This window comes from Anaerosporobacter sp. (assembly GCF_965301125.1).
In genome coordinates this window covers 1-3,744 of the sequence record NZ_CBDLAM010000201.1, presented here as the reverse complement: position 1 = coordinate 3,744, position 3,744 = coordinate 1, and the positions used below count along the sequence as shown (strand labels likewise).

Sequence of the window (3,744 nt, the reverse complement as noted above, 5' to 3'; positions counted from 1 at the left end):
TCCAAGCCCCTACCTCATATCCTTTTTCTTCACGAATTACTATTCTATCAGTATACTTTTCTAATACTTCTTTACCGGATTGAGTAATATTTCCATTGCATACAATAACTAAATTAGTGAGTACTTTCTTTAAGTCAGCTAATAAATATTCAAAATATTTATCTACTTTCCCTTGCTTATCATAAAACGAAACAACACCTAATCTTTTTTTATTATTTATGTTAATTTCCACGTTTCCGCATCCTTTCACTATCTATTCAACTGTTACAGTACTATCCATATCAAAATACCCTACAGTATCTTTATCAGATATAACCGTAATGCTACAAATATCATACAATCGATGATACACAGTAAATTCATTTTCATAATACCCTGTACACCCTAAAGATAATAGGTATTCTCCACCTTGCAGACTCATATCTTGTTCAAACGTTATAGTTCTTATATCTCCTTCTGGTACTAAATCAATAATTTCTTTTTCAAACAAGGAATTAGTACCAGTAATCTCTGTTCCTCTCAAGTCTTTTATTGTAAAAGCAAATATTGGATCCTTTATATCTATATTAAATTTTACTCTCATTTTAATCTTAAACTTTTGGAACTTCTCAATTTTTGTAGTTATGTCCTCATTTTTATCTAAAATAGCAAAATCTATTATTGTTGCCATTTCATTACCATAACTAATTACATTAGGATTAGTCTCGATGTTCTTACTCCATAATTCCATTTTTTCGTTACTTGATTGTTTTGAATTAGACACTACTTGTTGTCTTTTATTATTTGAAACAAGTATTTTCTTATATACATCTATTACCTCTTTAGGCTTTCCTTCCATAACAATTTTACCCTTATTTAGTAGGATAACTCTATCACAATATTTATTAACGCTACCTAGGTCGTGACTAACAAATAATATAGTCTTCCCCATCTTTTTAAACTCTTGAAATTTACGATAGCACTTAGCCTGAAAGAATATGTCACCTACTGATAAAGCTTCATCAACTATTAAAATTTCAGGTTCTATATTAATAGCTACTGCAAATGCAAGTCTAACAAACATACCGCTTGAATATGTCTTAACTGGCTGATTAATAAAATCACCTATATCTGCAAATTCTAAGATATCATTTATTTTCTTATCAATTTCTTCTCTAGTAAAACCTAGCATCATCCCATTTAAATATACATTTTCAAGTCCTGTATATTCCATATTAAAGCCTGCCCCCAACTCTAATAAAGCAGATATACGTCCGTTAACTTTAACGGATCCAGTAGTGGCGTTTAGAACACCTGTTATAATTTTTAAGACAGTTGATTTTCCAGAACCATTTGTTCCAATAATACCTACCGTCTCACCATTGTTTACATAAAAATTTAAATTTCTTAATGCATAATGCTCAGTATGACACTTTTTACGCGTTAATTTCAACGATTCTTTAATACGATCTATTGATTTATCATATAACTTATATACTTTGCTTAGATTACATACTTCAATAGCTTTATTCTCCATAGCTTAACCTTTCTATAACACATCTGCAAAATGTACTTTTAATTTCTTATATATACCTGTCCCAATGATGAAAATCATTATAGCAATGAACCAAAATACTATAGATTCTGTTTGTCGTTCCCAAAACCATACTTTACCAATCAAGGAATCTCTATATCCATTTGTTATATAATACATAGGGTTTAAATATAGTAAGACTCTAAAATTCTCAGGTAACATTGTATCTTGCCACATTATTGGTGTCATCCACATACCCACTTGTAGTAAGATATTTACCAACTGGCCTACATCTCTAAAAAATACTTGTAATGCACTTGTCGCATATACAATTCCTAGAACTAAAACAAACATACAGAATGTATAATAAACTACTTGAATCATATATATATCAATACCGTATTTATATATCACAAATAATAATAAAGTTATGACCACAAAAAATACATGTACAAAAAAGGACGAAACAACTTTGACTACAGGTAATATACTAATATTAAACACTACTTTTTTTACCAAATAGCTATAATCTATTAAACTCACTGTAGCACTATTAATTGCTTCAGCGAAGAAAAACCAAGAAACCAATCCAGCTACAAGCCATAATATAAAGGGACTATCTCCTATATTACCGCTTTTAAATGCCATTTGAAATACAAACCAATATACAATTACTGTAACTATTGGTTGAACAAAAGCCCAGATAACCCCTAAATACGAACCAGCAAATCTAGTTTTAAAGTCATTTTTAGCAAGTTGCAATACTAACTTTCTATTTTTAAAGATTTCAATTATAATCTCCTTAATATGACTATAAAACCGTATGCAAAAGATACTTAGTAAATCTATCAGCACACAAAGTAGTATATGATAACGAAATAAATAGCTATTCTGTGCATCTTCAATAAACTGCTCTAATTTCAGTTTTGAAATATCAATGATATAGTAAGAATCTTCTCCGTTGCTTTTTAGTTCTATCTTACCTTCTTTTTCCTTTATATACTCAATATCATTAGATTTATCACTTGATGTTTGTCCAAATAATGACTTGTCTAATTCATAGTCTTTATGTAAATATTCAAAGTATATCTTATTAATAGTATTTACCGTTGGCACCTCACCAAAATCAATTCGTAAATATTGGGATTCAGTTGGTACCAAAAATTTTAATGTTTTGTCCTGATTTAAATCATTATACAAACTTTTGGTAGAATTGTCTTCACTCCACTCTCCATTAACACTATAAAAAACTTGATAATTTTCCACTGTATCGATATTTACATTTATTTTTAATGCTAATTTTTCATCAAATCCTACTTTAATAAACAAAAAAATACATAAATTGAATATAATAATTGATATCAAAGCAATAATTATTTTGATTAACCTTTTATTCTTCATCTTTATTTCTCCTTAGAAAAAGATAATTAATTTTAATTACAACTTCTCGAATAGAACTTCTTTTAATATATTCATACACTCGCATAAATTGAGATTTTAACTTAAACCAGATTAAAAAAATTTTTAATCTACCTGGTGCTTTATATTCTCGTAGTTCAACTAGTTGTTCTATAAGATTGTCAGTAACACTCTTTATATTATAATTTTCTGAAATATCTTTGGTTACATTATTTAAAATATCATTAACTATTTTAGGGTTTTCTATCAATAACGAAATTTTATTTACCCAGTCTTGTGTATTATTATCACATAATAATCCATTAATTTGATTTTTAATAACATGACTATATGGTTCTATATTAGAATAAACTCCGATTATTTTATTCGAACCATATTCTATATATTTATTATAATATTTAGATTTATGAAAAGGGGTATCTGGTAATGGTGCTAAACCGATAACCCACTGTAAGCTACTTAAAACTTTTTTATACTCCTCATAACTATCTTCATATGGATAATATGTCAAATTCATCTCTTCTACTATTTTCGGTTTTGCTCCCATAAACTCAAAAATAACTTTATCTCCAAATTTATCGATTAAAGTCTTTATGGTCTCTGTTAGTATTGAATCTACATCTGTAGCTCGATCAATTGAACCTGCAAAACCAATTTTAATCTTTTCATTAACTTTCTCACAATTCTCAGCTAACCAACATGGTTCATCAATACGAATTGTTTTCGCAAAAATACGCCCATACTTTTCAATCAATTTATCAGAAGGCGACACAAATGCATCACAATATTCCATTATTCTTTTATTTCTGTGA

At 28.3% G+C, this 3,744-nt stretch carries 4 protein-coding genes; all 4 read right to left on the bottom strand.

All coding sequences use genetic code 11. The features are described from left to right. Positions 1-232 (bottom strand): rhamnan synthesis F family protein (locus tag ACW2QF_RS16595; RefSeq protein WP_455717126.1); only part of this gene is annotated, 232 nt, incomplete at its 3' end. Between the two features lie 21 nt (positions 233-253). Next, complete coding sequence (locus tag ACW2QF_RS16590; RefSeq protein ID WP_455717125.1) at positions 254-1,516, bottom strand: ABC transporter ATP-binding protein; 1,263 nt, start codon at positions 1,514-1,516, stop codon at positions 254-256. A gap of 12 nt (positions 1,517-1,528) precedes the next feature. Next, entirely contained in the window at positions 1,529-2,914 is a 1,386-nt protein-coding gene (locus tag ACW2QF_RS16585; RefSeq protein ID WP_455717124.1) for an ABC transporter permease, read from the bottom strand. Next, positions 2,904-3,744: hypothetical protein (locus ACW2QF_RS16580; RefSeq protein WP_455717123.1), on the bottom strand; the 841-nt coding region annotated here is incomplete at its 5' end. The genes ACW2QF_RS16580 and ACW2QF_RS16585, both read right to left, overlap by 11 nt.

Excerpts from the sequence above, each read along its gene's own strand:
- ACW2QF_RS16590 (WP_455717125.1), bottom strand. The coding sequence starts at position 1,516 with ATGGAGAATAAAGCTATTGAAGTATGTAATCTAAGCAAAGTATATAAG.
- ACW2QF_RS16585 (WP_455717124.1), bottom strand. The coding sequence starts at position 2,914 with ATGAAGAATAAAAGGTTAATCAAAATAATTATTGCTTTGATATCAATT.